Origin of the sequence: Streptomyces griseochromogenes, assembly GCF_001542625.1 — a bacterium.
In the GTDB taxonomy this organism is placed as follows: Bacteria; Actinomycetota; Actinomycetes; order Streptomycetales; family Streptomycetaceae; genus Streptomyces; species Streptomyces griseochromogenes.
The window spans coordinates 5950587-5976259 of sequence record NZ_CP016279.1; the positions used below are offsets into that span (position 1 = coordinate 5950587).

General features: G+C 70.9%; 21 protein-coding genes and 3 pseudogenes. 12 read left to right on the forward strand and 12 right to left on the reverse strand.

The features are described 5' to 3' along the window. Nucleotides 1-9 precede the first annotated feature (9 nt). A complete protein-coding gene (locus AVL59_RS25500) occupies nt 10-720 on the reverse strand; it encodes a response regulator transcription factor (protein WP_067308567.1) in 711 nt (236 codons plus the stop codon). A 384-nt stretch (nt 721-1104) separates the two neighbouring features. Continuing rightward, on the reverse strand, nt 1105-2532 hold the full coding sequence (locus tag AVL59_RS25505) for an alkaline phosphatase family protein (protein ID WP_067308570.1): 1428 nt from the start codon (nt 2530-2532) through the stop codon (nt 1105-1107). A gap of 665 nt (nt 2533-3197) precedes the next feature. Between AVL59_RS25505 and AVL59_RS25510 the strand changes: the two genes are divergently transcribed. From AVL59_RS25510 to AVL59_RS25530, 5 genes are read left to right on the forward strand one after another with little or no spacing between them, the layout of a single operon-like run. Then, complete coding sequence (locus AVL59_RS25510; protein WP_067308573.1) at nt 3198-4460, forward strand: phenylacetate--CoA ligase family protein; 1263 nt, start codon at nt 3198-3200, stop codon at nt 4458-4460. Continuing rightward, entirely contained in the window at nt 4457-5743 is a 1287-nt protein-coding gene (locus AVL59_RS25515; protein WP_067308576.1) for an MFS transporter, read from the forward strand. The genes AVL59_RS25510 and AVL59_RS25515 overlap by 4 nt, the downstream gene beginning before the upstream one ends. Beyond that, nucleotides 5740-6876, forward strand: coding sequence for a GNAT family N-acetyltransferase (locus AVL59_RS25520; protein ID WP_067308579.1), 1137 nt, complete (start codon nt 5740-5742; stop codon nt 6874-6876). The genes AVL59_RS25515 and AVL59_RS25520 overlap by 4 nt, the downstream gene beginning before the upstream one ends. Continuing rightward, complete coding sequence (locus AVL59_RS25525; protein ID WP_067308582.1) at nt 6873-8039, forward strand: LuxE/PaaK family acyltransferase; 1167 nt, start codon at nt 6873-6875, stop codon at nt 8037-8039. The genes AVL59_RS25520 and AVL59_RS25525 overlap by 4 nt, the downstream gene beginning before the upstream one ends. Further along, nucleotides 8036-10540 carry an acyl-CoA reductase gene (locus tag AVL59_RS25530; RefSeq protein WP_067308585.1) on the forward strand — a complete coding sequence of 835 codons (2505 nt, stop codon included), beginning with the start codon at nt 8036-8038 and terminating at the stop codon, nt 10538-10540. Before AVL59_RS25525 ends, AVL59_RS25530 begins: the two co-directional genes overlap by 4 nt. A gap of 87 nt (nt 10541-10627) precedes the next feature. Here AVL59_RS25530 and AVL59_RS25535 read toward each other — a convergent pair whose 3' ends face one another. Both AVL59_RS25535 and AVL59_RS25540 read right to left on the reverse strand, forming a co-directional pair. After that, a complete protein-coding gene (locus AVL59_RS25535) occupies nt 10628-11572 on the reverse strand; it encodes a RimK family alpha-L-glutamate ligase (protein WP_237281667.1) in 945 nt (314 codons plus the stop codon). A gap of 221 nt (nt 11573-11793) precedes the next feature. Beyond that, nucleotides 11794-13182 (reverse strand): FAD-dependent monooxygenase, encoded by a 1389-nt coding sequence (locus tag AVL59_RS25540; protein ID WP_067308588.1) that lies wholly within the window; start codon nt 13180-13182, stop codon nt 11794-11796. A 107-nt stretch (nt 13183-13289) separates the two neighbouring features. On the opposite strand from AVL59_RS25540, the gene AVL59_RS25545 reads away from it, so the two are divergent. Continuing rightward, nucleotides 13290-13886, forward strand: a complete 597-nt coding sequence (locus tag AVL59_RS25545) for a TetR/AcrR family transcriptional regulator (RefSeq protein WP_067308591.1) — start codon at nt 13290-13292, stop codon at nt 13884-13886. A gap of 32 nt (nt 13887-13918) precedes the next feature. Here AVL59_RS25545 and AVL59_RS25550 read toward each other — a convergent pair whose 3' ends face one another. Further along, on the reverse strand, nt 13919-14890 hold the full coding sequence (locus tag AVL59_RS25550; protein ID WP_067317748.1) for an Lrp/AsnC family transcriptional regulator: 972 nt from the start codon (nt 14888-14890) through the stop codon (nt 13919-13921). 186 nt (nt 14891-15076) lie between these two features. Here AVL59_RS25550 and AVL59_RS25555 point away from each other — a divergent pair, with 186 nt between their 5' ends. After that, nucleotides 15077-16696 carry an amidohydrolase gene (locus AVL59_RS25555; RefSeq protein ID WP_067308594.1) on the forward strand — a complete coding sequence of 540 codons (1620 nt, stop codon included), beginning with the start codon at nt 15077-15079 and terminating at the stop codon, nt 16694-16696. A gap of 12 nt (nt 16697-16708) precedes the next feature. Here AVL59_RS25555 and AVL59_RS49395 read toward each other — a convergent pair. Beyond that, nucleotides 16709-17224, reverse strand: a pseudogene (locus AVL59_RS49395) (hypothetical protein); the annotation flags it as partial. Nucleotides 17225-17273: 49 nt separating this feature from the next. Beyond that, nucleotides 17274-18293, reverse strand: a complete 1020-nt coding sequence (locus tag AVL59_RS25560) for an aldo/keto reductase (protein ID WP_067308596.1) — start codon at nt 18291-18293, stop codon at nt 17274-17276. 137 nt (nt 18294-18430) lie between these two features. Between AVL59_RS25560 and AVL59_RS49400 the strand changes: the two are divergent. Together AVL59_RS49400 and AVL59_RS25570 are read left to right on the forward strand one after the other, a co-directional pair. Then, a pseudogene (locus AVL59_RS49400) lies at nt 18431-18652 on the forward strand (SbtR family transcriptional regulator); the annotation flags it as partial. A 576-nt stretch (nt 18653-19228) separates the two neighbouring features. Continuing rightward, nucleotides 19229-20440, forward strand: coding sequence for a hypothetical protein (locus AVL59_RS25570; protein ID WP_237281668.1), 1212 nt, complete (start codon nt 19229-19231; stop codon nt 20438-20440). Nucleotides 20441-20736: 296 nt separating this feature from the next. Here AVL59_RS25570 and AVL59_RS25575 read toward each other — a convergent pair whose 3' ends face one another. The 4 genes and pseudogenes from AVL59_RS25575 to AVL59_RS25595 all read right to left on the reverse strand — a co-directional run bounded on the left by AVL59_RS25575 (nt 20737) and on the right by AVL59_RS25595 (nt 23446). Next, nucleotides 20737-21228 carry a DUF4232 domain-containing protein gene (locus AVL59_RS25575; RefSeq protein WP_067308598.1) on the reverse strand — a complete coding sequence of 164 codons (492 nt, stop codon included), beginning with the start codon at nt 21226-21228 and terminating at the stop codon, nt 20737-20739. A gap of 356 nt (nt 21229-21584) precedes the next feature. Further along, nucleotides 21585-21783 (reverse strand): annotated as a pseudogene (locus tag AVL59_RS25580) (hypothetical protein); the annotation flags it as partial. A 34-nt stretch (nt 21784-21817) separates the two neighbouring features. Then, nucleotides 21818-22225: a nuclear transport factor 2 family protein gene (locus AVL59_RS25585; protein WP_067308603.1), complete on the reverse strand. Its 408-nt coding sequence runs from the start codon at nt 22223-22225 to the stop codon at nt 21818-21820. A 594-nt stretch (nt 22226-22819) separates the two neighbouring features. Beyond that, nucleotides 22820-23446, reverse strand: a complete 627-nt coding sequence (locus AVL59_RS25595; RefSeq protein WP_067308609.1) for an isochorismatase family protein — start codon at nt 23444-23446, stop codon at nt 22820-22822. A gap of 171 nt (nt 23447-23617) precedes the next feature. Here AVL59_RS25595 and AVL59_RS25600 point away from each other — a divergent pair, with 171 nt between their 5' ends. The 3 genes from AVL59_RS25600 to AVL59_RS25610 all read left to right on the forward strand — a co-directional run bounded on the left by AVL59_RS25600 (nt 23618) and on the right by AVL59_RS25610 (nt 24976). After that, nucleotides 23618-24118 (forward strand): MarR family winged helix-turn-helix transcriptional regulator, encoded by a 501-nt coding sequence (locus tag AVL59_RS25600; RefSeq protein WP_067308612.1) that lies wholly within the window; start codon nt 23618-23620, stop codon nt 24116-24118. A gap of 108 nt (nt 24119-24226) precedes the next feature. After that, nucleotides 24227-24574, forward strand: coding sequence for a DUF1330 domain-containing protein (locus AVL59_RS25605; protein ID WP_067308615.1), 348 nt, complete (start codon nt 24227-24229; stop codon nt 24572-24574). Between the two features lie 186 nt (nt 24575-24760). After that, the gene (locus AVL59_RS25610) at nt 24761-24976 is read left to right on the forward strand and encodes a hypothetical protein (protein WP_067308617.1); all 216 of its coding nucleotides are present in this window, start codon (nt 24761-24763) and stop codon (nt 24974-24976) included. A 213-nt stretch (nt 24977-25189) separates the two neighbouring features. On the opposite strand, the gene AVL59_RS25615 is transcribed toward AVL59_RS25610, so the two are convergent. Continuing rightward, a complete protein-coding gene (locus tag AVL59_RS25615; RefSeq protein WP_067308619.1) occupies nt 25190-25663 on the reverse strand; it encodes a hypothetical protein in 474 nt (157 codons plus the stop codon). Nucleotides 25664-25673 lie beyond the last annotated feature (10 nt).

The window sequence follows — 25673 nt, forward strand, 5'->3', positions numbered from 1 at the left end:
GTGCACCCTTCATGGCAGGTCCAGCCGGTAGCCGACGCCGTGCACGGTGTGCACGAGCCGCGGCTCGCCCCCGGCTTCCAGCTTGCGGCGCAGATAGCCGATGTAGACGGCCAGGGAGTTGGAGTCGGGACCGAAGTCGCCGCCCCACACCCGGTCGTGGATCATCTCCCTGGGCAGAATCTGGCCGGGGTGCCGCATGAGCAGCTCCAGCAGGGAGAACTCGGTGCGGCTGAACTCGATGGCACGCGTACCGCGCCTGCCGCTGCGGGTGGCGGGGTTCACCGAGAGGTCGGCGAAGGACAGGTCGGTCTCCGCCTCCGCCCCGGCGGGCGTGCTGCGCCGCAGCAACGCCCGGATGCGCGCCAGTAGTTCGTCCAGCGCGAAGGGCTTGACGAGGTAGTCGTCGGCGCCCGCGTCCAGACCGTCGACGCGCTCGCTCACGGAGTCCAGGGCGGTGAGCACCAGTACGGGAGTGCGGTCGCCCAGAGCCCGGAGCCGTCGGCACAGGGCGAGCCCGTCGAGGCCCGGCATCATCACGTCGACCACCATGGCGTCGGGCTCCCAGTCCGCGGCGGCCGCCAGCGCGGCCAGGCCGTCCTCCGCGCCGCGTACCTCGTAGCCCTCCACGGCCAGTCCGTCCTCCACGGCATACCGCACCTCTGGCTCGTCGTCCACGACCAGGATCTTCGGCGCTCTCGTGCGGCCACCAGCAGTATTCATGGGGGACAGCCTGCCAAACCCGCCGTCGGAACCTCGCGTCCGGACGACGGAGCGGCCCAGGATCCGCCGTCCGTGGGTTTCGAGTCCGCCCCGCTGCACCAGGCACCGCGGTCGATCCCGCCGCTCGCCCGGTGGATCGGCATCGGCCGGCTGATCCGCGGGATCGCCCAGCCCCTGGCCGCCGCCTCCGAGGACCGTGCCCGCCCGCGGCCGGCAGATCTTCCTCGCCGCCTGGGCAGGCGTCCAGGACCGGGGCGTGTGGCTCCGCCGGGCAGGCGGACGCGAGCCGTGTGTCAGCGGCGTCCGGTCCAGGTGGGAGCGCTTGCGAAGTGCGCCCGCGGAGAGGGCCCGGGCGGGCGTGAAGGGCCCGGGCCCTGTCGGGTGTCACACGTGCGGACGCCGGCCCGACTCCTGTTGCGGGAAGGTCTGGTCCGCTCCCGGAAGGGTCGGTTTCGGCAGCGTCGCCACCTCCTCCTTCGCCTTCTCCAGCTGCTCCGCCGTGTCGTCGGGGAGCTGGGGCGGGCCAGGCTGGGCGTCACCGAAGCGGAAGGCGGTCGTGAGGTCGCCGAAGGTGGAGCGCCGCCAGTCGCTGATGTTCGGCTCCTCGACCCCGGTGAACCGCTCGAGGAACTGGAGGGCGGAGGTGTGGTCGAAGGCCTCCGAGGCGACCCAGCCGCCGACCGTCCAGGGCGAGACGATGACGGCCGGGACGCGGAAGCCAGCGCCGATCGGCAGGCCCTGGATGTACTCGTCCGGCGTCCCCGGCGCTGCGGTCGGCGGGGCCACGTGGTCGAACAGTCCGTCGTTCTCGTCGTAGTTGAGGATGAAGGCGGTCTTGCGCCACACGTTCGGGTTGGCGGCGATCGCCTCGATCTTCGAGGCCACGAAGTCGGCGCCGGCCGCCGGGAGGTAGTCGGGGTGCTCCGACTGGTAGCCCGTCGGGATGATCCAGCTCACCGTCGGGAGACGGTCGCCCCGGGCGTCGTCCTCGAAGGTGCCTTCGGGCTGCGGGCGTACGCCCCGCTCGTACAGGTCGGAGCCGGGCCGTGCCTTCTTGAAGGCGGCGAACTGCTCGAGCATGTTGCAGCCGTAGTCGTCGTCCTGCTGGTACACCTTCCAGCTGATGCCGGCCGCCTGGAGGCGCTCGGCGTACGTCGTCCAGCGGTACGGCGTCGGCGCGACGTTGCTGATGATCGGGCCGCCCTGGGTGCCGCCCGGGTCGATCGAGCCGGTCATCCACATCAGGCGGTTGGGCCAGGTCGGGCCGAACACCGAGCAGAAATAGTTGTCGCAGATGGTGAAGGTCTCGGCGAGCGCGAACTGGAACGGGATGTCCTCGCGCGTGTAGTAGCCCATCACGTAGGGGCCGTGGACGCCGTCGGCCTTGCGGTGGGCGGGCAGCCAGCGGTCCATCTTGCCGCCGTTCCAGGCCTGGTGCTGCACGGACCAGGCGTGGCTGGTGGACGGGATGGCCTGGGCGCTCGACTTGTGGGTGTCGAGGTGGAAGGGCAGCAGATAGCCCTTCGGGTTCACGGCGTCGGGCTGGTAGAAGACGGAACGTCCGTTGTCGAGCTTGAGAGCCTGCGGGTCGGCGAAGCCCCGGACGCCCGACAGGGTGCCGAAGTAGTGGTCGAAGGACCGGTTCTCCTGCATCAGCATGACGACGTGCTCGATGTCCTGCAGTGAACCGTTCTTGGGCGGCTCGGCGGCGACGGCCTTCCGGACGCTCGGCGGGAGCAGAGAGAGGGCCGCGGCGGCGCCCAGCGCGCCCGCAGCCGAACCCAGGAGTCTACGGCGTGTCAACTCGGCCATGTTTGCCCCTTCTTGAGCAAGAGAAGCTCTGCGGAGTGACGGCCGGCCCGGCGAAAGAGCGGGCCATCGATCACCCTCCTCCAGGACCGCGGGGCGTATCAGGGAAGGGCGGTGAACATGTGGCCAACGCGCGGGAATGGGTTGGCCAAACCGTGACCGTCAACACCCCCACGTCGCATGGCTGTTGCCGGGCGTTGAGAAAACGGTGGCTCCTACAGGGATCAAGGGGCGGCTTTCCGGGCTCCTGATCGACCAGCACCCCGGGCATCGAGCGCGGCCGAGCCGGACGAGTCGCTACGGTGCCGCATTCGGCCAAGAAGCGAGCCGGCCGTCGATCACGCCCATTCATAAAGCCCGCTTGAGGAACGCTCAATAATTCCTTATAGAAAGGGGTTTCATGTGACAGCCGTCTCGCGTCCGGAGGGAACCAAAAGCGGTCACATCTCGTCCGCTCGAGCACCGAAGCCCCTGCTCACATGGCTTGTTAGCGCAAGCCCGTCCCGAATGTTGAGATATCCTTCTGGTCCGGACGCCCCGTTCATCGCGGGCGAGCCGTTGATTCATATCGTCAACGACAAGGCCTTCCATCGTTCCGGAGCGGCCCACTCGTCGTACCTCCGTCGGCCTTTCCCTTCCGACGGTTCACGCCTTTCGAGCAGGAATTGATGCCCGTTCAACCACTTACGGAGCTCATACGCTTCGCGCGCAACAATTCACCTTTCTACCGTGAGCTCTATGCCCACCTTCCCAGTGAAGTGGCGCAACTCACAGACCTTCCCGTGGTGCCGCAGACGGACTTCTGGCGGGCCAACTCGCCCCGCGACAACAGGCTCCTGACCGCACCCCTCCACGAGGCGGTCGTCTTCCGCAGCGGTGGCACGACGGGATCCCCGAAGTTCTCCTACTACACGCGCACGGAATGGCGAGAGTTCACCACGGCGTTCGGCGCCGGACTCGTCCGTGCCGGGCTCCTGGCGGGCCACCGCGTCGCCGATCTGTTCTACGCGGGTGATCTGTACGCCAGTTTCAGCTTCGTCCTGGACTCGCTGCACCGTTCCCCGGTGGCCAACGTGCGCTTCCCGCTCGGCGGTGCGGCGCCCTTGGAGTCGATCGTGGCCACGCTGGAGGACTTCCAGGTCCAGGTCGTCGCCGGTACGCCCACCACGCTGTGCTCCCTCGCCGAGCGCCTCACCAGCGCCGGCCGCTCGCTACCGGACGTGGAACTGCTGTTCTTCGGCGGTGAGTGCCTCTTCGGCGACCAACTGCCCCTGCTCGCGGCCGCGTTCCCGAACGCACAGGTGCGGTCGCTCGGCTACGCGAGCGTCGACGCCGGGCTGCTCGGCGAGGCGGTGCCCGGCGGCGACCCGCGCGTGCACCGTGCTTTCACCCCGTACACAGTGGTCGAGATCCTCGACGACGAGACCGACCGGCCCGTCACCGGCGACGGCGTTCCGGGGCGACTGGTCGTCACCGATCTACGCAGACGGCTGATGCCGGTGCTCCGTTACCCGGCCGGTGACCGGGCCCAATGGGTGGACCGGGACGCCGGTGTGTTCCGCATCCTGGGTCGCGCCGAGGAAGGCGTACGCGTCGGTCCCGTCTCCCTCTACACCCAGGACGTCCACGACATCGTCATGGCCGCCGACACGGCCGGTGAGGTGACGGGGATGCAGCTGGTGGTGCGCCGCGGCGACGGCCGTGACGGCCTGGCACTGCGGCTCGCGGCAGGTGAGCCCGGCGACGGGAGCGCCGCGTTGGGGGACGCCGTCGCCGCCGCGGTCCTGGCGCAACGCCCGCTCTATCGGAGTGCGGTCACCGCCGGTCATGTGAACCCGCTCACCGTCGAATGGGTCCGGCACCAGGATCTGGCCGTCAACGCTCGTTCGGGCAAGCTCATCCGGGTCGTCGACGAACGGCCGCATTCATGAGCGCGGTGGGGACCGGCGCACGCCGTCTGCCCCTCGTGCTGCGCAACCCGTCCTTCGGCCGGGTCTGGGCCGGTCAGCTTCTCACGCAGGCCGCGAGCAGGATGTTCCAGGTCGGCGCGGTCTGGTGGCTGGTCGGGTTCGCGGGCGGAGCGCACCGCGGGCTCGACTCGGGCCTGTTCCTCATGGTCAGCACACTGCCCGCGGTCGCCCTCGCTCCCGTGGTCGCCCGCGTGATCGCCCGTCACGCCCCTCGGACGGTGCTGGCCTGCGCGGCCGCCGTGGCCGGCCTGGTGGCCATGGCGGCGGCCGTCCTGGCGCAGGCCGGGGCGCTGCCGATGGCGGCGGTCTACGCGGTGGGGCTGGCGCTGGCGGCCTGTCAGGCCCTCTTCGACCCGTGTCTGACGACATCGGTGCCACAACTCGTCGACGACGCCGACATCGAGGCGGCCACCGGATTCGAGCTGTCCACCCAGTCGGTCGCGGGGCTCGGCGGAGGACTGCTCGGCCCGCTCATCGTCGACACGGGCGGCCTCCCGGGTGTCGTCGCTGCCTGCGCCGCCGCCTATCTGCTCGCCGCCCTGCTGGTCCGCTCGGCACGGTTCCCGCACGCCACGACGCGGACGGACGGAGCGGAGAGCGGCGCGGCACCCGCGTCGCGGACGCTGCGCCAGGTGCTGGCAGGACTGCCGTTCATCCTCCGTGTACTGCTCTGTTTCGCCGCGGCCAACGTCTTCACCACCGCCGTCTACGTCGTGATGCCGCTGTACACGCGGGGTGTGCTGCACTCCACCGGTTCGACCGTGGCCTCGCTGGAGGCGGCGCTCGGCGTGGGCACGCTCGTCGGGTCCTTCACCGGCGCCCGCGTTCCGGGACGTCCCGTCGCCGTCGGCAGCGCGTGTCTGACCGTGATGGCCGTGGCGCTGGGTCTGCCGGGTCTGGCCGCCGGGCACGCCGTCGCGTTCGGTGCGCTGGCCGTCGCCGGCTGGTGCGTCGGTGTGATCGGTGTCCGCTTCGTCGCACTGTTCCAGCGACTGGTGCCCGCCGGTGACAAGCCCGAGTTCTTCGCGGCCATGCAGGCGCTGCTCGGTGCCACGTTCCCCGTTGCCTCACTCGTCTTCGGCGCACTCGGTGACCATCTGACGGCCCGAACGCTCTGCCTGGTGCAGGGCGCGGGTCTCGTGCCCGTCGCGCTGGCGCTGTGGTGGCTCGGCGGCCGGGCGGACTCCGGCGATGTGCGGGCGTCCGCCACGCAGCCCCTGGCACGGGCGGGAGAGACGTCATGAGCGTCGTCCTCGCCCCCGCCGCGGTCCAGGACATCGCGGAACTGCGGCAGTTGTACTTCGAGGTGTACGGGCACGGCTACCCGGTGCCGCTCGGCAGTGACCCGGCCGTGATGCGCCGCCTGATCACCGACGGCACCGCGCACTGGCTCACCGCCCGCACGCCCCGTGGCGACCTCGTCGGCTCCGCCGTGGTGCAGACCGATCCGGGCAGCCGCATCGGCAAACTCGTCGGGCTCGCCGTGCATCCGGGTCACCGGGGCGGCGGGCTGGCTTCCCGGCTGACCGGTGCCGTCTGCGCCGAAGCGTTCGCCACCGGCCGCCTCGACTCGGTGTACGCCACCGTCCGGGTCGTCACCGAGGGCCCCCAGCACGTCGTCGTACGCAACGGTTTCAGGCCGCTCGGCCTGATGCCCAACGCGGTGGAGGTCGAAGGGTGCGAGAGTCTCGCGCTGTTCGCCCGTTACGCCGACGGCGTGCTGGATCGCCGCGCCCCCGTCGAGCGCGTGCCCGAACGCCTGTCGGCGCTGCTGTCCGCCGCGTCCGCCGGGATCGGTATCGACTGCTCCGCCACCGGGATCGTCCCGGACCGCGCGGCGGCACGCTCCGCCTCCGGTGCCGATCCCATCGAGCTGATCGACGCCCCGGCCTTCGTCCGCCGCCGCTTCCTGGAGCGTTTTCCCGACGCGGGCGACCGCTTCTTCCCGCTGCACACGCCGAACGCGCTCCTGGTGGCGGCCGACGGCGGCTTCGAGGCGTACGCCGACCTCGACCCGGTGGCGGGAAGCTGCGCCCTGGTCGCCGTGCATCCGCGCCCGGCCGCGGTGGCCGGCGCGCTGGAGGCGCTGATGACCACGGTCACCCGGGCCGGCGCGGACTATGCCGAGACGCTGCTCCCTCTGGCCGACACCGAGGCGCTGGAGGTATTCCTCGCCTCGGGGTTCGTGCCCAGCGCGGTCTATCCGGCGATGCGCCGCATCGACGACCGCTTCCACGACTACGTGGTGCTCTCCCGCACCAGCCGCCAGATCGACTTCCGCACGACGGCCGTCAGCCCCTTGCTGCAGCCGTATCTGGGCGCCTACCTGAGCGCCTGGACCGCCACCTACCTGCCCCTTCACGAGGTGTCCCGATGAACCCCCATCTCGCTCCGGTCGAGGTTCCCGACCCGGCGGCGCTCGGCCACGTGCAGCGGCTGTGCGACCTCGACGAGCCGTACGCGGCCGGCGCCGACGTCGACGAGCTGTTCGCCGCGGCGATGGCCGAGACCAACGCCTGGCACACCCGCCGCTCCCCGCTCTTCGCCGCCCTGCTCCAGGAGACGCCCGAGGCTCCCGCGCCCACGGTCGGCGAAGGGGTGCGCACCCCGCTCGTGCCCGCCGCCTTCTTCAAACGCCACGAGGTGCTCTCCGTCCCCCGCGACGAGGTGTTCCTGCATCTGACCTCCTCGGGCACCACGGGCCAGAAGTCGCAGATGTTCTTCGACGAGTGGACGATCCGCTCGGCGCAGCGCATGGTGGCCCGGATCTTCGACCACTACGGCTGGATCACCCCCGACCAGCCGGTCAACTACCTGCTCTACAGCTACGAGCCCGCGCCGTCGCTGAAGCTGGGCACGTCGTTCACCGACAACTACCTGTGCGACTTCGCCCCGGCCCGGCACACCACACACGCGCTGCGGCACACCGGCTCCGGCCACGAGTTCGACGTGCACGGCTGCATCGCGGCGCTCCAGCGCTATGCGCAGGACGACGTGCCGGTCCGTATCCTCGGCTTCCCGGCCTTCCTCTACTTCACCCTGGAGCGGATGAGGGCGATGGGTCTGCCACCGCTGCGGCTGCCCGAGGGATCGCTGGTGGTGCTCGGCGGCGGTTGGAAGGGCCATGCCGACCGCCAGATCGGCAAGGCCGACTTCTGTGCCGAGGTCACCGAGCGCCTCGGTATTCCGGGCGACCGGATCCGCGACACCTTCGGCTCCGTCGAGCACTGCGTGCCGTACGTCGAGTGCGCACACCACCGGCTGCACGTGCCGGTGTGGTCGCGCGCCGCGGTCCGCGACACGGGGACGCTGCACCCGCTGCCGTACGGAGAGCGCGGCTTTCTTCACCTGGTCAGCCCGTACATCACCTCCGTTCCGGCACAAAGCGTCGTGATGGGCGACCTCGCCTCGCTGCACCCGGGCGAGGAATGCCCCTGCCCGCTGTCCACCGACTGGTTCACCGTGCACGGCCGTGCCGGGGTGAGCCGTAACCGCAGCTGCGCCGTCGCCGCCGCCGAACTGATGAAGGGAATGTCGTGACCACCTCCGCACCTCACCTCTGGCAGGGCGAGTACATCGACGATGCCGAGGCCGGCCGGCGGCTCGCCGGGCTGGCGGAGCTGACCGGGCGGGTCCTGGCGCGTCCGCTGCCCACCGACGTGGTGCTCGCCGCCTGCGCCGCGGTCAGCCGTGACCTGTCCGATCCCGGCTCCGCCCTGTACGGCCGGCTGGCGGGGAACCTGCCCGCCGACGAGGCCGCGGCCACCTTGGCCGAGCTGGCCGGCGCGCTCACCCGGCAGGCGCTGGAACGCAAGCTGCGCCGCGAGCTCGGCGGGCTGCGGCCGGAGCGGCTGACCCGGCCGGACGGCCGCGAGACGGTGTACGAGTCCTGGGCGCCGGTGGGCCTGCTGGTGCACATCGCGCCCGGCAACGCCGCCGCCGTGGCACCGCTGAGCGTCGTCGAGGGCCTGCTGGCAGGCAACCTCAACGTCCTGAAGACCAGCAGCTCCGACACCGCACTCGCCCAGGACCTGCTCGCCGCGCTCGGGACCGCCGACCCGACCGGACTGGTCACGGAACGCGTCGTGGCCCTCCGCTTCCCGTCGTCGCGCCAGGACTGGATCCGGACGCTGTGCGGACAGGCGGACGCGATCGCCGCGTGGGGCGGCGAGGACGCGATACGCGCGGTGAGCGAGCTCGCACCGCCGGGCTGCCGGGTCGTCGAGTGGGGGCACCGGATCTCGTTCGCCTACCTGACCCCTCAAGCGGCCACCGACGACGACATCCTGGACGCGCTCGCCGAGGATGTCTGCCGCTTCGAACAGCAGGCCTGCTCCAGCCCGCAGGTGGTCTATCTCGACACCTCGGACGCCCAGGACGTCTTCGCCCTCGCCGAGCGGTTCGCCGAACGGCTGGCGAAGGTGTCCGACGCCCGGCCCGCGCCGCGCCCCGGACCGGCCGAGCAGGCGGAGATCACCACCGTGCAGCAGCTGGCCCGGCTCGAAGAACACCTGGGTCTCACCCGCGTGTTCACCGCGGCCGACGGTTCATGGCGGGTGATGGCGGACACCCGGCCCGCACTCGACGCCTCCCCGCTGCACCGCAGCGTGTGGGTGAAACCACTCCCCCGGCACCGCGTCGCGGCGACGCTGCGGCCGATGCGCCGCTATCTGCAGACCGCGGCCGTGGCCGGGAGCCGGACGGACGTGGCCGAGCTGTCGCGCGCTCTCTTCGCCGCCGGGGTCACCCGGGTCACACCGGTCGGCTCCATGCTGGAAGGCTACGAGGGCGAACCCCACGACGGGGTCTACGCGTTGCAGCGCTACAGCCGCCGGGTGAGCGTGCGTGCGCCGGGCGCGGAGTTCGGCACCGTCGCGTGCCTGGACGACCTGGTGGCGCCCCCGGTTCTGCCCCCGGCGCCGACGGCGCCCCTGCTCGGCAAGGAAGGCGTGCAGCACGCCCTCGTCTCCCTGGACCCGCGCCACGCCCATCTGTACTTCCGCAGCGGGGGTTCCACGGGCACGCCCGCCCTGTCGGTGTTCACCTGCGACGACTACGACAACCAGATGCGCGCCGCGGCCGACGGACTGCTCACCGCCGGTTTCGACCCGGCCCGTGACCGGGCGGCCAACCTGTTCTACAGCGGCGGGATGTACGGCAGCTTCATCAGCTTCTTCTCCATTCTGGAACGCCTGAACGCCACCCAGTTCCCGATCGCCGCGGGCCCCGACCACGCCATGACCGCCGAAGCGCTGGTCACCCACGGGGCGGACACCGTCTTCGGCATGCCGTCCTACCTGTGGCAGCTGTTCCACGCCGAGGCCGACCGGCTGCGTGCGTACGGCGGGATCAGGAAGGTCTTCTACGGTGGGGAGCACTTCACCGCCGAACAACGCCGGGTCCTCACCGAGGAGTTCGGCGTCGAGGTCATCCGTTCCGCGGCGTACGGCAGCACCGATCTGGGACCGCTGGGCTATCAGTGCACAGCCGGCGAGGGCTCAGTCCACCACGTGCTGACCGACCTGCACACCTTGGAGATCCTCGATCCGCACAGCGACCGCCCCGTGGCACCGGGTGAGCCGGGACGGCTGGTCTTCACCTCCCGGGGCCGTGCCGGGCAGCGACTGGAACGCTACGAGATCGGTGACCTGGGCCGCGAAGTGCAGGGCGCGTGCACGTGCGGCAGCCGGGTACCGCGCCTGGAACTGCTCGGGCGCTACGGCGACGTCGTGCGCGTCGGCACGTACTTCCTCAACTACCGGCGCATCCTGCGGGCCGCGCAGGACCGCCTCGGCTACCACGGCGAACTGCAGTTGGTGGTCGCGTCCGGCTCCGACCGGGAGATGCTGACGGTCCGGCTCGACGACCAGTACGCGAACGACCCCGAGTCCGCACGGGACGCCCTCGTCGCCGAGGTGACAGAGCTGGCCTCGGCCGAGGCGGAGGGCCTGCTGGCCCTCTCCGTGGAGACCGTGCGCAGGGAGACGTTCGAGCGCACGGCGACCAGCGGCAAGTTGCGCACGGTCATCGACCTGCGCTGACCACGGCACCGTATGGGCGGCGGACGGGCTCCGCCGCCCATAGGGGCTGCCGTGCGGCAGCCCCGGTTGACGCCCTCGGCCCGGGATTCAGCCTTGGCCGCGGAGGGACAGGCGACGGGCGATGCAGGCGGAGATGGCGGGGATGATCGCGGTCATCTCCGGGCGCCAGCCCGGGACGGCGTTCACCTCGCAGATGGCGTAGGTGTCCCCGGAGGCGAACAACAGGTCCACCCCGGCGATGTCCAGGCCCAGGGCGCGGACCGCGCGCGCCGCCAGCTCCTCCGCCTGCGGATGGCGGCCCGCGCACCGGGTCGCGGAGCCGCCCTTGGCGATGTTGGCGGCGAGGACGCCGTTGCGGGAGGCGTGCAGTACGGCGTCGACCGGCTCGCCGTCGACCACGACCACGCGCAGGGCACGGCCGTGCGAGTTGGCCACGTGTTCCTGGAAGAGGAACGGCGCCTCCTGCGTGAGGCTCCCGGCCACCTCGCGCAGCAGGTGCGCGTCGGGGGCGAGGAACACCTGCCCGCCCTTGGCGCCGTTGACGGACTTCACCACGCACGGCGTGGCCAGGTGGGGGCTGCGGACGACGCCTTCCAAGGGGGCGGTGGCGTAGGACAGCGTGTCGGGCACCGGCAGTCCGGCCAGGGCGAGTTCCTGCAGCTGCCAGACCTTGTTACGGGATTTGAGCTGGGCGTCCAGTGTGTTGACGAGGGTGCTGCCCATGCGCTCGAGGTGCCGTAGCAGGGTCACCTCGCGGTCGTTGTGCATGGGGCCGGCCACCTGGCGCACGCACACCACCTCTGGAGCCGGCAGGTCCGCGCCGCCCAGCGTACGCAGCGTCAACCGCCCGCCCTGGACGCCGAAGAGCAGCTCGTCGGTGTGCCAGACCGCGAAGCGGGGGCCGTAGGTGTCGGCCAGCGCTGCCGCCAGGTCGCGCGTGGACCGGCGCAGCACGGCCGGCCGCTGCCGCACCAGCATCCACACATCGGCGGGGGCCGGGACCGCCGACAGGGCAGGCTGCTGTGTGACCACTCCGGCTCCTCACCTCTTCGCCGCCCACCGCCCGGGGGCCGTCGGCGGGCCAGTCTCGCAGTTCCGTGAGCGCGGTGTCACGGACGGCGGAACATGGTGCCGACGTGGCGTGCCTGGAGTCGGCAGCCGTTGAGGTGCCATCAAAGGTCCGGTCCCCCGGAGGGCATGACCAAACAACCGGATTCGCGTCGCACCGGCCGGGAGAGGGCGTTCGGCCGGTGTCAGTTGCCGCGAGCGCCGATGTACCCGTCGGGGCGGATGACGACGGAGGTGCCGTCCCAGGCGTCGTAGGCGGCGTGTGCGTGGCCCGCGGCGTCGACGACATAGGGGCCGGGTGAGGTCCGACCGGGCCGCAGCACCGCGTAGGCGTGGGGCTCGTCCGGCGCGGGCGTGCCGAACGTCAGGCGGGTCTGGTGGGGGCCGCGGTAGAGATCGAAGAGCCGGGTCTCCTTGCCGTCCGGGCCGACGACCGGGGCGTCCGGGGCGCGATCGCCAGGGACGATCCGGCCTTCGGTGGTCCGGTAGGTGACGTCCAGCTGGCGGGTGCTCCCATCGCGCTCGTGCGCGTCCTCGGCCTTGTCCTTGAGTCGCTCCAGCAGCTCCGAGGAGATGCGCAGCACCCGCGCCGCCGTGGCGCGTCGCTCGGTCTCGTAGCCGTCGAGGAGTTCGGGCGAGCCATCCGCCAGTTTCCACCCCAGGTTGTACGCGTCCTGCACACCGGTGTTCAGCCCTTGTCCGCCGGTGGGCGGGTGCGCGTGGGCGGCGTCCCCGGCGAGGAACACCCGGCCCACACGGAAGCGTTCGGCCAGCCGCACATTGGGGCGCCAGATGCTCGACCAGGCCGGCCGGCTCAGCCGGACCCCCGTCACGAACCCGTCCAGGATGCCCTGGAGCGTGTCCAGGGAGGCGTCGGTCACGCCCTCGGGCAGCGGTGCGTGGAACTGGAAGAGCCGGTCCGTGTCCGGCAGCGGGCTCAGATGGACGCCGTGCATCGGGTCGGCCGCGTGGGCGAACCAGTGGGCCCACGCGTGGTCCAGCCCGTCGGCGGCCACGTCCCCGATCAGCATCCGCATCGCCTCGTCCGTCGCCCCCTGGAAAGGCACACCGAGCCCCTTGCGGACGGTGCTCCCCGCGCCGTCGGCACCCACCAGGTAGGCGGCGCGCATGGTCTCCCCGGTCGACAGGCCGACGGTCACCCCGTCCGCGTCCTGGGTGAAGTCGGCCAGCGCCGTGCCGAGTTCGACCCGCACCCCGAGCCCGGCGAGCCTGTCCCGCAGGATGGCCTCGGTCCGCGACTGTCCGAGGATCCACGCGTTGGGGTACGGCACGTCGGGGGTCGGCGGCACGGGTTCGGCCGACCGGCGGTCCATGACGTGGGCCCCGTCCAGGTGGACGCGCGTCGTGGGCACGGGGCACCCCTGGCGCAGTACCGCGTCCAGAACGCCGAGGTCCTCGAACACTTCGAGCGTGCGCGGCTGAAGGGTGTCCCCCCGCGAACCGGCGAAGTACCGGTCCGCCTGGTCGACGACGCGCACGTCGAGCCCGCGCCGGGCCAGGTCGATACCCAGCGTCAGTCCGGTCGGCCCGGCTCCCGCGACGATCACATGCATGCTTCCCCCACTGATTCCGGTCTCATGAATCCAGATTCACTGAATCATCATTCACTGAATCTGGATTCATCTTCACCGTTGATACGGTTCCCGTCAAGGGAGGTTCCGTGAAGCGCAAGGAGAGAGCGGCGGAGACCGAGGCCGCGCTGAAGGCAGCGGCGAAGCGGGTGTTCGCCGAGCGTGGCTACCTGGCCACGAAGATCAGCGACATCACCGCTGAGGCCGGCCGCGCGGCGGGCTCCTTCTACAACCACTTCAGCGGCAAGGAGGCCTTGCTCGAGGCGCTGATGGCCGACATGGCGGCCGAGTCCGACACGGTGGCCGCCGAGCCTGGGCATCTGGGGGATTTCACCGACCCCGAGGCCGTCCGCCAGCACGTCGCGGTCTACATCCGCCTCTACCGGGAACACATCGGCACGATCCGCGCCATGCAGCAGGCCGCGCTGGTCAGCGACGACTTCGCCGCCGTCGTGAACCGCTTCTCCGCCGCCGAGACGGAAGACGTCCTGGACCACGTGACGGCCGTGACCGACGCCGGACGCACCCTGCCCGCCCCACCGGAGATCGCCGTCCGTATGGCGTTCGGGCTCGTCCACACCTTCCTGCAGAACTGGCGGCGGCAGTTCGACACCCTGACCGACGAGCAGGTGACGGAGGCCCTCACCCGCTTCGTCTATCGCGGACTCAACGGCCGCGACTACTGACGCGGTGTCCTGCCCGGTTCGTCGGGAACCTGTCAGCGATGCACGTGGGCGGAGCGGCGCGCGAGACCGGTGCGTTTGGCGGTCGCCAACAGCGGGGTCGTATCCACGGTGTTGATGCCGCTCAACGGGCCGACCGTGGTGACGAGGAAGGCATACAGGGCGTCAAGGTCCGTCGCGGCAACGGCGACCAGCAGGTTGGCGGGGCCGGTCGTCGCGGCGGCGAACCGGACCTGCGGGTGGGCGGCGAGGTTCTCGGCGGTCCGCGCCAGCGCGCCGGGCTGCGCGGTGATCCACAGCAGGGCCTCGGCGTGCACGCCGAGCAGTGCGAGGTCCACCTCGGTGGCGAGGCGGACGACCTGGCCGCGCACCAGTGCGTCGAGGCGTCGGCGGGCGGTGAGTGCGGTGGTGCCGGCCCGGCGGGCGAGTTCGGTGTAGCTGGCGCGGCCGTCCTCGGTGAGGGCCGCGGTCAGCGCGTTGTCGATGTCGAGCGGTGCGGGTCGCGCGGTGGGCTGCGCGGGGGCGAGGCGGGCCGTTTCCTCGGAGGAGAGCAGGCCTGCGGTCCAGCGGAACGCGGTGGGGAAGACACGCAGCAGGGTGTGGGCGGTCCATGAGTGCACCGCGTCGGTGGCGGGCAGGTCGCGCAGCAGGAGCGTGTTGCGGGCCTCGGGGCCGTCGAGGAAGAAGACGGCCGAGATCTCGTCGCCTCCGCCGAGGATGTCCACCCAGACGGTGTCGCTGCGGCGCGCGAGAGCCTGGGCCACCTGACGGATCCGACTGGGGCGACAGCGGATGCGCAGGGCGATCGGGACCAGGTCGGGGAAGTACGAGGGGTTGCGGACGGCGGTGGCGCACAGGGTTCCGTCGGCGTACAGCGGTGCGGCGCGGCGTACGACGGTGCGCTCCGAGAGCCCGAGAACGCGACCGACCTCACGCCAGGAAGCGCGCGGGGAGGCGAGGAGAACGGCCACGATCCGGCGGCCGGTCTCGTCGAGTTCCTGTCGCATGATCTGCATGATAGGCCCCCTCCGTGACATGTTTCCTGTGCCAGTGGCCGCCGAATGTGGGGTGATCTGCTGAAGCCACATACAACGGTCTGGTCGGCGGAGACGACGGCCCGTGCACCACGGGCCGAGGCCAGGTCCGGTCCCCCGCGGCCCACCGCCCAGGAAGCGTCGAGATGGGAGAAGACCATGACCGATCACGGTGCCGATCTGCTGATCCGAGCCGCCGCGGTGCACACGCTGGTGCCCGGCCAGGACCCGCAGCGGGCGTTGGCGGTGCGCGGTGATCGCATCGTCGCCCTGTCGTCCGACCCGAAGGGCCTCGACGCCTGGGTGACGGCGCGCACCCGGATCCTCGACCTGCCCCGGGCCACGGTCCTGCCCGCGTTCGACGACACCCACACCCATCTGATCTTCGCCGGCCACAGCGCGCACGACGTCCCCGTCCACCGGGCCCGCACCATCCCCGAGTTCCTCGAGCTGATCCGGGAGCGGGCCGCCACGACGCCCGAAGGCCAGTGGATCCGCACGACCGCCAACTGGCAGGAACTCAACCTGGCGGAGCGTCGCCTGCCCACCGCCGCCGAACTCGACCAGGCCACCGAACGCCATCCGGTCCTGGTCAAGCGCGGCGGCCACAACGACGTCGTCAACTCATGCGCACTGCGCCTGGCGGGCATCACGGAGGACACGCCGGTCCCGGCCGGCGGCGTGATCGGCCGCGACGCCGACGGCCGACTCAACGGCCGGCTGATCGACAACGCGCTGGGTCTGGTGGAGCGACTCGTCCCCGCACAGGACCGGGCCCGACGCGTCGACGGGCTTCGGCTGGCCAGTGGTCAGTACGCCGCCACGGGGATCGGTACCGTCCGCGACTGCGCGGTCTCCCTCGACGACTACGCCGTCCTGCTGGACGCCCGCGACGCGGGCGCGCTCAGCACCCGGGTGCGCGCGCTGATCTCGGCGATCGGCCTGTCCAGCGCGGCCGAGGTGGACGACCTGCTCGATGCCATGGAGGACTGGCGCCACTCCGCCGACCCGTGGCTGGGGACATGGGGAGTGAAGTTCGGCCTCGACGGGGGCCTGGAGGCGGGAGCCACCGAGGAGCCCTACGCCTGCGACCACACCTTCTCCGGCACGCTGACGTGGGAGCCCGACGCACTGGTCGAAGCCGTCGAAGCCGTGGTCCGCCGTGGTTGGAGGGTCGGCACCCACGCCTATGGCGACCGTGCCGTGCGCATCCTCCTCGACGTCTACGAACGCGTACTGCGGAACAATCCCGGCCTGCCCGGCGGCACCCTCGTCATGGAACACGGCGGCCTCGCCGGTCCCGAGCAGCCCCGCGCCGTCGCGCTGGGCGTCCCCGTCACCATTCAGCAGCCGTTGCTGCACGACACCGCCGAGGTCGAGCGGGAATTCTGGGGCCCGGAACGCGTCGCCGCACTGTTCCCGGCCCGGGGATGGCTCGACCAGGGCGCACTGGTCACCGCCGGATCCGACTACCCCGTCGGCCAGTTCGGCGCCATGCGCTCGGTCTGGGGCATGACCACCCGGCAGACCGTCATCGGCGTCCAGGGACCCCAGCACTCCATCACCTACGACGAGGCCATCGCCCTCCACACCACCCATGCCACGCGCCTGCTCGGAGAGGACCATCTGCGCGGCACGCTCACCCCGGGCCGCCTCGCCGACCTCACCCTCTGGGACCAGGACCCCGCTCGGTGCCCGAGCGACGCCCTGCGCGACCTGGACCCCACCCACACCCTCCTCGGCGGACGCCTCGTGCACGGCGCCGGATCCGGCGACTGACCGTGGCCGTCCCGCGATCCCGGCCGGGTACGGCGCCGGCAGCCCCAGGACGACGTGCCGGAAACCGGCGTCGATCGCCTCTCCGATCGCGTCCCGGGTGCTGCTGGGCCGGTCGTAGGAGACGGGCAGATGGATCGAGCGGGTGACGGAAGCGGGGTCGCGGCCGATCTCGCCGCAGTAGCGGTCCAGCAGTGCGCCGCGGCGGACGGGGGTGCTGGACGGGCTCGGGGTTGCCGAACGCTCCGGTGAGGTGGTGGTACTCGCCGTGGACGTCGAACGGTTCGACCTCGGTCCACAGCCGCCGGATCACCGTGCATGCCTCGGCGAGGCTCCCCACGGCGTGGGCGGCTGGTTGCGTCCGTCCGGGTCGCCGACGATCGGCATGAGGTGACCGGACAGCCACGCGTGCTCGATCTCCGGGGTCGCGTCCGCCTCGCGCCAGACCCGCAGGACGTCGTGGTAGTCCACCTGCGAGGGAGCGTCGGGTTGTCGGTCCTTTCGAAACCGGCGGCGCCGACCGGGGCGCACCCCGAACTCGGAGGCCGCGGGTGTGAATACGGCAGCCGGCCTCGGACGATCAGCGGCGTCGCAGCGACGGATCGAGCAGCGCGGGCCGGGTGTCGAACTTCTCGTGCGCGGCGAGGTCGGTGCCGGGGGCGACGATCGCGTCGATCGCGTCGAGTACGTCGGCGGGCAGCACGGTGTCGGCGGCGGCGAGCTGCGCGTGCAGGTGATCGAGCGTGCGGGGGCCTATGAGCGCACTGGTCACGGCGGGATGCGCCGTCACGAAACCGAGCGCGAGCTGGATCATCGTCAGGCCGGCCTCATCGGCGACTTTCGCCAACTGCTCGATGGCATCGAGCCTGGCCCGGTTGGAGGGGCTGGTGGTGTCGAAGCGTTCCGGCAGGAACGAGGAACGGTGGGTGGTGATGTCCCGGCCCTGGCGAATCGCCCCCGACAGCCAGCCCGAAGCCAACGGGCTCCACACCAGCACGCCAAGCCCGTACTGCTCGGTCACGGGGAGCACGTCGGCTTCGATCCCGCGTTGCAGGATCGAGTAGCTGGGCTGTTCGGTGACGTAACGCCCCAGGTGATGCTCGCGGGCGGCCCACTGGGCCTGTACGACGCGGTACGCGGGGAAGGTCGAGGAACCGAAGTATCGGATCTTTCCCGCGCGCTGCAGGTCGGTCAGTGCCGACAGCGTTTCCTCGTCACTGGTGTGCGGGTCCCACCGGTGGATCTGGTAGAGATCGACATGGTCGACACCGAGACGGCGCAGGCTGTTGTCCAGCTCCGCCAGCAGCCAGCGGCGCGAACCGCCCTGGTGGTTGCGCTCGTCGCCCATGGGCAGGCCGGCCTTCGTGGCCAGCACGATGTCGTCGCGGCGGCCGGCGATGGCTTTGCCGACCATCTCTTCCGACTCGCCGGCGCTGTACATGTCGGCGGTGTCGATGAGGTTGATCCCGGCCTCGAGGGCGGCGTCGACGATGGCGGTGGCCTCGTCCTGGGTGGTTCGTCCGATCCTGCCGAAGTTCATCGCGCCGAGCGCGAGGGAGCTGACCTGCACACCGGTGCGGCCCAAAGTGCGGTAATGCATGACCGTGTTCCTCCATGACGGGTGAAACAGCGTGGTGACAATGCGCGCAGTGGCGACCAAGGTCCCGCTCTGAGAACGCGAGCAAACGGAACCTTGTTCCGTTAACAATACGGAACAGCGTTCCGCATTGGCAAGCGGCCGGCTTCGACACCTTGCACGGCTACTTCCTCAACCGCCTCGTGCCCGTCTGCACCCAACTGCTCGAAGCCGTGGCCGCCTCCGGCGAGATCCGCCCCGATCTCAGGGCCTACGAGCTCATGCGCGGCGTCGGGAACCTCTGCATCGGCGCGGAGAGGGACGCCCACTACGACGCACGCCGACTGCTCGGACTCCTCATCGCAGGACTGCGCCGACCGCACCGCGGGGCTGCGGATCATGACCAGTCACCGGAGCCCTCGCCGCATTCCACGCATCCCGTCGTGCGGTTCACAGCTGTGCCGCCGGTCCTCCTTTGTGTGGGCGTCGGCGCGCCCCATCGCCTCGCGGCATCCAGGCGAGTGACTCCGCTTCAGCTGGGCCCCGGCGGTGAGTGACGCCCGGTGCACTCAACCTCCATGGCCCGCTCGGCCGGCCGCTGCGGCCGGGGGGGTGCCCTCGCTCAGCTTCCGCTGCCGCGGCCTGCCCTGGGGAACAGCCCATGCCCTTGCCTCTGCCCCTCCGTCCGGTCACAGCGTTGCGGTGTCCCACCTGGGCCAAAGAATGCCAACAGGAAACCGTGACTTGAGGAACCCAGGGCGTTCGTCATCCCTCTAGAGAGGTGACGCCGCGCAGTGCCCGGGTCCTCGGCCGTCCCCACGCCGGAGGCGGGCGGAGGGGAAGGACGGAACGTGCGGAACCGGGAGACGGCGGAAGCCGTGCCCAGGGACAGCAAGGACGACAGACACAGCAGAGGCAGCAGGGACAGAACGCGCATCGGACGGATCGGGCGTTCCCCGGTGCGGTGGCATCACGCGCTGCTGACCTTGTGGACGGTCGTCTGGTTCGTCGTGGCCGAGCGCCACGGGGCCGTGTCCTGGCACTACCTGAGAACCGGCCAGCAACTGCTCTTCGGTCAGCTGTCCGGCGGCGGCCTAGCGCTCTACGCCAACCACCCCGACCTGCAGATCGGCCCGGTCAGCTTCCTGGTGGCCGCGCTGTTCGAACCCTTCCCCACCGCGGTGGGCGAGAAACTCGCCGACGCCTTCATGTCGGGCCTCGGCCTGTACATCCTCGTTCTGATCGGCCGCGCCGCCGCCGACCACTACCGGGGCACCGGGCTCAACCACCAACGCCTCCAGCAGCGCGTGCTCATCGCCGGGGCGGCCTTCATCCCCATGTGGGTGGAGGTCTCGGTACGGTTCGCGCACCTCGACGACGTCCTGGCCCTGTTCTTCACCACCCTGGCCGTACGTGCGCTGGTCCGTGGCAATGCCATCTCGGTCGGCGTCTTCCTGGCACTGGCGGTCGACTCCAAACCCTGGGCGGTCGGGTTCCTGCCCCTGCTCCTCGCACTGCCACGCCCCACGCGCCTGCGCTCCGCCGCCTGGGCGGTGGGCTTGGTGGCCGTCGCCTGGCTGCCCTTCTATCTCACCCACATGGAGACCCTGGCCGCTGCCCGCTTCACCATCCCCAACCAGCCCGCATCGTCCCTCCGCTGGTTCGGCGTACACGATCCCGCCACCCCCTGGTGGGACCGTCCGGCCCAGATGGCCCTGGGTCTCGCGCTGGGCACACTGGCCGTCCGCCGGCACCGCTGGCCGGCGGTCGTACTGCTCGCTGCCGACGCCCGCATCGTCCTGGACCCGAGCGTGTACACGTACTACAACGCCTCGGTCCTCCTCGGCACCCTCATCTGGGACTCGATCGGCCAGCGCCGCCTGGTCCCCTGGGTCAGCTGGGTCGCGCTCATCTCCCTCTACGGCAGCGCCTTGCTGGTCCCCTCCGACTCCGCCCAGGGCTTCATCCGTCTCGCGTTCGCGGTGGGCTCCGCCGCCTACGTCCTGTGGTGGCCCCAGCGCACACCCCGCAGCAAGCGCAGGGGGCGACGGCCACAGAGTCCACCGCCGACGCCATGGTCGTCCGAGCGGGATCCCGTCGCGGTGCCCCACCAGAGATCGTCGCCGTCCACGGGACTTCCCATGCTGGGGCCGCCCCTGCCGGTGCCGTGAGGACGTGCCGAAACTGCTGGTCACAGCCGCGCGTTGAGGACTGCGATCCGCGCGGGCGCCTGGTAGCGGACGGCGAGGTTGCCGTATCTCATGGCCCCGAGCAGGCCTTGCACACCTTCCTACCTTCCTGCGCGAGCCGATCGCCTTCCAGGCCGCTCACGACGCCGTCAACGAACAGCTCAGCGGCCTGGAACTGCCCGTCACCACCGCCTCGCGCGTCGAACTCGACACCGCCGTCGAGGAACCGCCCGGACGCCGGCGTGCAGGAGCGTGCCGGGTCGGGCCGGCAGGGCCGTCTAGCGCGGTTGTGGTGGGCCGATCTGGATGGTGTCCTCGCATATCTGGGCCTTCAGATGGTGGCCCTTCGCGTCGGTCAGCTGCGTGGAGGCGCCGTAGTCGTGCCGGGCGGGGTGGGGCGGTGTCACGTAGAGGGACGGGTCGAGGTCGGCCGTGATGAAGCAGTAGCCGTCCGGGGCGAGGTGGGGGTCGTAGAAGACCGGGAAGTCGATGGTGCGGCCCGAGTCGAGCACCACCCGGTGCGCCTTGCCCTTCTTCGGCTTCGACGTCGTGCCTTGCGCCTTGCCCACCTGGGCGTCGAGCTCGGGGACGCCATCGAGGGCGCAGGCCTGTGAACCGGTGTTCCTGGCGGTGAGCATGGCCGCCGGCGCGCCCGGCCGCTTGTCGGTCAGGCGGGTCAGCCTCCAGCGCAGGTGCGATGTTCCGCAGTTGGCGGCGCTGTCGTGGCCGCCACAGGCGACCGTCCCCAGCAGCACCGCCAGACTGAGCATGCAGACCGTTGCTGTCCTACGTGTCCTCAAGACATCCCCCCGTGGAGAGGCACCCTGCCTCTGCGGACAGAAAGATGCAGTCTGTCCTGGGGAGGTTCCGGCGCATGACCGCACGGGCCGGCCGCCGCCGCGTCCACACCGGCGGACGGTCCGGCTTGATGCCCTGCAGCGAAAGCGGCGCAAGCCCGGCCAACTGACCGTTCGTCAGGTACCCCGCGCCCCACAAGGCACGATCATCCACAGCCAAGGTCCGCTTTCGTTACCGACCCCAGACCTGATGTGCTCGGCCGGCAGCGGGCAGCGCACGGCGCCGTGACGGCCCCAGGCGATCGGTGCGCGTGACCGGTTGGGCGGGTTCAGAGTGTCAGCACCGGCCGGGTGGAGAAGTCCTCGCAGAGATCCTCGCCGTCCGGGCCGTACACGAACTCGACCATGGCAGGCTTGCGGTTGGCGGTGGCCAGGGGCAGCCACGCCCAGCAGGTGGCCGTATCCCCCGCACACCGACTCGCCCCCGTCTCCGCCGTGGACCGCGACGGCGTCACTCGTCAGTTCCGCGCGACCCCGAGCCGGTCAGGCACATCGCCTGGGTTCAGTGAGTCTTTGCTCCTGCCGCCTCGGGGGACGCGAGAGCGGCCTGCATCGCCACGCCGTCCACGTAGGAATGCTTCTCCTTCACCGCACAGTTCTCGACCACCACATAGTCCACGAGATCGACGCCGACCACGGCACCGGACGCGGACGTCCCGGTCAGCTTCCACTGGACGACCCAGAAGTCCTCGCCCGTGCGGAGCGAGACGAACTCGAAGGCCAAGTCCGGGACTAGCGCGAACATCCCGGCCACCGACTCGCGGATGGCCGTCCGTCCCCGCACGGGAGCCTGACCCGAGTGCAGGTGGAACACCGAGTCGACGGTGTGCAGTTCGGCGATCCGGTCGGGGTCGCGCGCCTTCCAGCAGGCGTGGTAGCGCTCGAACAGATCACGGGTGGCAGCGGTCACGGTCGGGCCTCCGTCTCAGGCAACAGCGGGCACACCGCATGCAACTTTCCGAACAGCCGGTAGGTCAATCCATTTGGTTGCACGCTCCCGATAAGGGACCAACTGGGCGCTTGCGCCGCTGTGTTCACGAGGCAGGCGTCAGCCCAGATGCCGTAGGAAGAGAGCGGATGCCTCTTCACCGACCCGGACCCGGACGGCTCCCAGACTGTCCGGTGTCACGGACGCGCCGTCGATGGGGGCGAGTTGGGACACGGCTCGCCCCCGGGGATCGGACAGGTTCGCCGCGGCCGCACCCATCACAGCCCGTAGTCCGCCCTCCGACGCCTGCGACACCCTCTTTCGCAGGGCCTCTGCCGGCCCGGGGTGCTCCGGGACCACCGGCGAGGGCACGCTCACCGCCACGACGCCCCGCAGGAGGCTCGCGCAGATCACGGCGAGACGGGTCGTTCAGGACACGTATGTGCGGGTGCGGTTGTGGCTCCTTTTTCCCCGGAGATCGTCATGGCGACATCGCAGGTCGCGCGATTCACGTCCACCGGCTGACGCTCACCGCGGGTGGAGTGCTCCGTCGGCGAGCGGTCAGGCCGGGAGCCTCTAGGCCTGGTAAGCCGCGGAGATCTGGCCGACCAGGACGGCGAACGGCATGTCGAGGGCGGCGTAGAAGGAGCCGGCCTCGGGGAGGGCGTTGTCGGCCAGGGCCTCGACCATGAGGGTGGCGTAGTCGCTGACGATGACGCCCGCCTGCTGCACGCGCAGCAGACCCGCCTCCCGTTTGGCCTGGCTGAACGTGCCGGAGGCGTCCACGGCGACGTACGCGTCGAATCCGGCGGCCGTCGCGGAGATCGCGGACAGTGCCGCGCACACCTCCAGCGACACCCCGGCGAAAATCAGCTTCTGCCGGCCGGTGGACTCGATGGCCTCGCGGACGCGGTCGTCGTGCCAGGCGTTGACCGTACTGCGGTCGATGATCTTGTGTCCGGCGGGCAGGGCCTCCACCAGCTCGGGGGCGGTCGGCCCCCACATGCTGTCGGCCGCGGTGGTGGTGACGACCAGCGGGATCCCCAGCACGGTCGCCGCCCGTGCCAGCGCCACCACGTTGTGCTTCAGCTCGCCGAGCGGGATGTCCCGGACGCCGGACAGAAGGCCTACCTGGTGGTCGACCAGGACCACGGCGGCGTTCTCACGGGTGATCGACTCCAGGAACTTGCTGCGCTCGCTCATCTTCCGCTCCTTCGATGTTGAGCCACAGCCTCACTGGTCACCAATCTTGATAGTCAACTTTAGTGACCATTTGAAGTATACCTCGGGCCCCCGGGGCGCAAGCGCTGAGCGGGCACTAAAATCACCGGTCACACAGCACAGCGACGGACGACCGCCGAGACGGGAGAGGCGTTGACCGGGCACCCGACTGCGGAACCGGACCTCGGCGTGCTCGCCGCCCGGGTTCTCTTCTCCGTTCAGCGCGAGCTGTTCACCGCGCTCGCCGAGCAGGGCTTCGACGACATCCAGCCCCGGGCCGGCGCCGTCCTCGCCTACCTGCGCGCCGACGGCATCCGCGCCAGCGAACTCGCCCGCGCCTCGGGACAGCACAAGCAGGTCATCGGCTCTCTCATCGACGACCTCGAACGCCTGGGATACGTCGAACGCAAACCCGACCCCGCGGACCGCCGCGCCAAACTGATCTACCCCACCGAACGCGGCCTCCTCCAGATGGAGACCGCCGCTTCCATCATGCGCACCATCGAGGAACGGCACGCGCGGGCACTGGGCAATCAGGAGTACGCCACCTTCAAGACGGCTCTCCTTCGCGTGGCCGAACTCCAGCGCCGGGCCGGCACGGCGGCGAGCGCACCGGGACGCGGCAAGGGCGACCGGGCGACCAAAGACGGTTGAGCCGCAGCGCCCCCCGGCGCGAGCCGCATTACCTGCCAGGTCATCGACCGCGGCGCCTTCCGGCGGCAGGATCGTGGACGTCAAGAACCGATCGGCCGGAAGGATGCCATGTCTGCCTACGCGATTGCCCATCTGCAGGAAGCCGCTCCCCACCCGGAGATCGCCGAGTACATCGAGCGCGTCACCGCGACCTTCGAACCGTACGGCGGCCGCTTCCTGGTCCACGGCATGCAGCACGAGGTGAGGGAGGGCGCATGGCCCGGGCACGTCGTGGTGATCGGTTTCCCGTCGATGGCCCATGCGCGGGCCTGGTGGGACTCGGCCGCATACCAGGAGATCGCGCCGCTGCGCTCGCGTCACATCGAGGGCGACATCATCCTGGTGCCCGGCGTGGGCGAGAGCTACAACGCGGCGGACACCGCCAAGGCCATGATGGAAGTAATGTCCGCCGCCTGAAGCCTTGGGTCCGCACGACGCCATCGCCGCTCCCGTGGCCCCCGTGACGGATCCCGACACGGCGGCGTCGGCCACGCGAGCGGCGGGGCCATCAGGGTGGCCCCAGGTCGTGTCGGGCGGCAGGGGCGGGGCCGGTTGGCCATGCTGGGCCGGGAGCAGACCCTTCCAGGCGACAAGGAGCACGGTATGCCGACGGACCCGGTCGGACGATTCCTGGCGGCCCTGGACCCGGAGCACCGGGATGCCGTCGGCGCCAAGCCGCGCGCGGAACAGGAACAGCTCGCGGCGGCCTGGGAGCGGGAACTGGAAGCGGACACCGAGCTCGACACCCTTGACGAGCTGTCCCCGCCGGCGGCAGAGGCCGAGGCGGCCCGCCGCGTCCTGGAGCGCGAAACCAGCTGAGACGGCCGTACCGCCGCATCCCCATGACACCCCCTGCGCCCGCCGGCTGTCGGCGGACCGCGCCGGGCGACCGCGGACGCTTCACCTCGTGGATGAGACGACCGGTGGCGCACCGCTTCCGCACGCGTGTGCCTGAGCCTGCCGGCGATCAGCCGGACTTGGCACGCCGCGATCGGGCCCAGAAGACAGCCGTGCCCGCTGCCGCGGCGAGGATCAGGCCGCCCGCGGCCCAGGCGGCCACACCGGCTCGCAGGTCCTGGAGGGGTGCGCCGTCGCCTGAGACGTGGAGCAGGCGGCTGCCGGCGCGGCGTGGGCGATGCGCAGGCGGGCCCAGGGCGGGTTCGAGCTGTCGTGACGGTCGTCGGGGCGATGCCGGTAGATCGGGTACAGGCCGGGCGCCGCGTCGCATTTCAGGGTGGTGGTGGCGGTCAGTACGGCTCGGGCACCGCGCAGTGTGGGACGGTCGGTGAAGACCGGCGAGGTGAGGGTGACAAGCCCGTCCGATCCCTCGTCGTCGTTGTCGGTGACCGTGATGCGGCTGCCGGCCCGGAAGGTCCGCACGTCCCCATCCGATTGCGGCCAGGGATCCTTCACGTCCCAGTGCTCCTCCCGGTCGGACGGGGGGAGCCTTTTCACCTTGTCACGGCAGGCACGGCGGGTGGCCGCGTCGGCCGGCTCGACGCGCACCCGTGCCCAT